Here is a 3,074-nt window from a genome sequence, read left to right on the forward strand (position 1 = left end):
CGAGTGGTTAATTTAAGCGTGCCGTTGGCGTAATTATCTGCAATCCAATCCATATGAAGCCATTGGGATGGCGTGCAAACCCCGCCCGGAACACGCACACGAGCCATAAAGCTGTAAGCCTTATCCAAGAATTTTGCCCTTCTGCCAGCCCTCAAATCTCTATCATCTTGCTGATAAATGCCGTGGAATTTAGTGAGGATAGTATCACTTTCTGCAAGTGAGCCTTCAATGATTTTTTCAAGCCCCTGCTTGATTCCACCACGCAGATAGTTACTTTCGGTTTTTATTCCTTCATTTGGTGCTTTACCTGTGGACATAGTTTGTTTATATTCAATAATTTAGCCCTTTATATACTATTTTGCAGTATTGTTAACGATTTTTTAATTTTTTTTTGATATCATTTACAGAAATTTATTGAAAAAAATGGATGATATAAGGTACATTCTAGCAGAAAAGGTTAAAGCACATTATTTAAAAGATGGGAAACCTAATCCTAAACTTGGGTTTTATTTATTTTTAGAAGATTTTCAACCTCAACAAAAAGAATTTGTTAATCAGGTTATTAAAAGCTTAGTTGAGGAGTGGGATCAAAAGCTTAATACAAAAATAGATTATCTTCAAAGAAATGCTGCCTACAACCATGATATTCCAGGCGTTATTTTTGCTCTATTAGCTAATAAACTCACCAATACTAGAACCCAAGAAGTATCTTTCTCCAATTGTTTTATTGGCTTGCTGGAAGGAACAAGTTTTTTATATGAACCAGAAAAGCTTGCTAATTCAGTAAGATCTGGTCTATCTCATGAGTTTTTACATTCGATTATAGGAGACCCAAAAGGAAACCAACATCATGACGAATATCTAGCAGATGCATTTGCGGTAAAAATTGTTGGAAAAGAAAATTTCTTGCAGGCATTACAAGTAATTAGGATGGAACAACAACCAGAATCTGATTCTCATCCTTCTGGCAACGATAGAATTCAAGCTGTAATTTCTGGAAAATATGAGCCAGCAGCAGATTTAGTTATACAAAAAATAAAAGATGGAAAGCCAAGCAATATTATGGGATGTTTAAGCCGATATACAGCGACTCAGCTTGTTAGAGAAGCTGGAATTTCTGTATAAATCTACTATTCACCCCCTTCCGTTTCAGAAGATACCGCACCCTCACTTTGTGTCTCAGCATGAGTTTCAACCTCGGTATTTTCAGCTTCTTCACCTGCAATTCTTGCAGCGGAGACGATTTTTTCATTATCTTCAATTCTGAAAATTGTAACGCCAGATGCATTTCTGCCAGTAATTCTAATGCCATCAACAGGGCAACGGATTAGCTTTCCAGTATCAGTTACAAGCAATATTTGATCTTTATCTGTAACTGCAAAACTGCCGCAAACATTGCCGTTTTTCTCACCAGTTTTAACATTCGTAACGCCCTTGCCACCCCTGTTCGTAATGCGATATTCAAAGGCACTTGTGCGTTTGCCGAAGCCTTTTTCTGTGATAGTTAAAATGAATTCCTCATTGCGAGCGTAATCAATTGCAGTATCAAAATTAATTTTGCAATTTGCTTCTGTTAAAATCTTCTCCAATTTCTCAGCAACTTCTTCATTGCCAGTGGTTTTGAGTTGTTCAAGGGTGATTTTTCTATCAAAATGAAGTGAGCTTTCTTCCTTTAGTTGGTGATCTTGCGAATACATTGAAGGCAGAATTTTTGCAATCGCAAGCCTTGTTTCAACAGGTAAATCAAGATATTCATCTCTAATTTGTGTATTAACTTCAATGCCATTAATGATGGTGAGAGAGATAACTTTATCGGTTGCATCAAGCCTGATACCCCTAACACCGCTGGAATCCCTACCTTTGAACACACGAACTGCCTCAACGGGGCATCTAACGGCGTTGCCTTCTGAGCTTGCAAGTAATATGTGATCACTTGGTTTTGCGGTTGAAACGCCTATTAAACTATCATTATCCTCTAAACGAATTGCTATTTTTCCGTTCGCACGAATAGATTCAAAATCAGAAAGTTTATTCCTTCTAATATTGCCAAGGGCGGTTGCAAATATTATATCTAATTCTTCCCAAGAGGTTGTATCTTCAGGAACTGGCAGAATAACATTTATCTTTTCATCTTGATCAAGAGGGAAGATATTTACCAAACTTCTGCCACGAGATTGCGGATTTCCAAGCGGTAATTTATAAGTTTTGAGTTTATAAACCTTGCCCTTGGTTGAGAAGAACATCATCGGCGTATGCGTGTTTGCGATGAAAGCCTGCGTTGTTACATCTTCTTCTTTGAGATCAATACCGCTTCTACCTTTACCACCGCGTTTTTGTGCGCGATAAGTTGAAAGCGGAGTGCGTTTGATGTAACCACCTAAAGTTACGGTTACAACCATATCTTCTCTTGCGATTAAATCTTCAATATCATCATCAAGATTTTGTGCTTCAATAGCAGTTAAGCGAGGTGTTGCGAAGTTTTCTCTGATTTCAATAAGCTCATCTTTGATGATTTTGAAAACTTTTGCCTCATCACCCAAAATTGAAAGAAATTCTTCAATCGCTTTTGCAAGCTCGTTTAATTCAGCGGTTAGTTTTTCTTGTTCAAGACCGGTTAATCTAGCAAGCCTCATCTCTAAAATTGCCTTTGCTTGCTCTTCAGTGAATTTACATCTGCCGTTAATCACCACATTAAATTCATCATCAACGAGTTTGATTAATGGCTCAACACTGGTTGCGTTCCAATCTTTTTCCATTAGGGCAGCTTTAGCGATAGAAACATCAGCAGAACCCCTAATTATCGCAATTACTTCATCAATATTGGCAACTGCTAGTGATAAACCAACTAAAATGTGGGCTCTTTCACGAGCTTTACGAAGTTCAAAAGCGGTTCTTCTAGTAACAACTTCTTTTCTGAATTTAATGAAAGAGGAAAGGACATCTTTAATGTTCATCTGCCTTGGTCTGCCGTGATCTAACGCCAAAATATTATAGCCAAAACTGGTTTGTAATGGCGTGAATTTATATAATTGATTCAGCACCACTGAACCAACTGCATCTCTCTTAAGCTCCAC

3 protein-coding genes are annotated in these 3,074 nt (G+C 37.7%); 1 reads left to right on the top strand and 2 read right to left on the bottom strand.

Annotated elements, in window-relative coordinates; translation table 11 throughout:
• Positions 1–317: hypothetical protein (locus SFT90_03125; GenBank protein ID MDX1949479.1), on the bottom strand; the 317-nt coding region annotated here is incomplete at its 3' end.
• Between the two features lie 106 nt (positions 318–423).
• Here SFT90_03125 and SFT90_03130 point away from each other — a divergent pair.
• Positions 424–1,125, top strand: a complete 702-nt coding sequence (locus SFT90_03130) for a hypothetical protein (protein MDX1949480.1) — start codon at positions 424–426, stop codon at positions 1,123–1,125.
• Between the two features lie 5 nt (positions 1,126–1,130).
• Here the strand turns inward: SFT90_03130 and SFT90_03135 are convergent.
• Positions 1,131–3,074 (bottom strand): DNA gyrase C-terminal beta-propeller domain-containing protein (locus SFT90_03135; GenBank protein ID MDX1949481.1); only part of this gene is annotated, 1,944 nt, incomplete at its 5' end.

Source organism: Rickettsiales bacterium (assembly GCA_033762595.1).
Lineage (GTDB): Bacteria > Pseudomonadota > Alphaproteobacteria > Rickettsiales > UBA8987 > JANPLD01.

Excerpts from the sequence above, each read along its gene's own strand:
- SFT90_03130 (MDX1949480.1), top strand. The coding sequence starts at position 424 with ATGGATGATATAAGGTACATTCTAGCAGAAAAGGTTAAAGCACATTAT.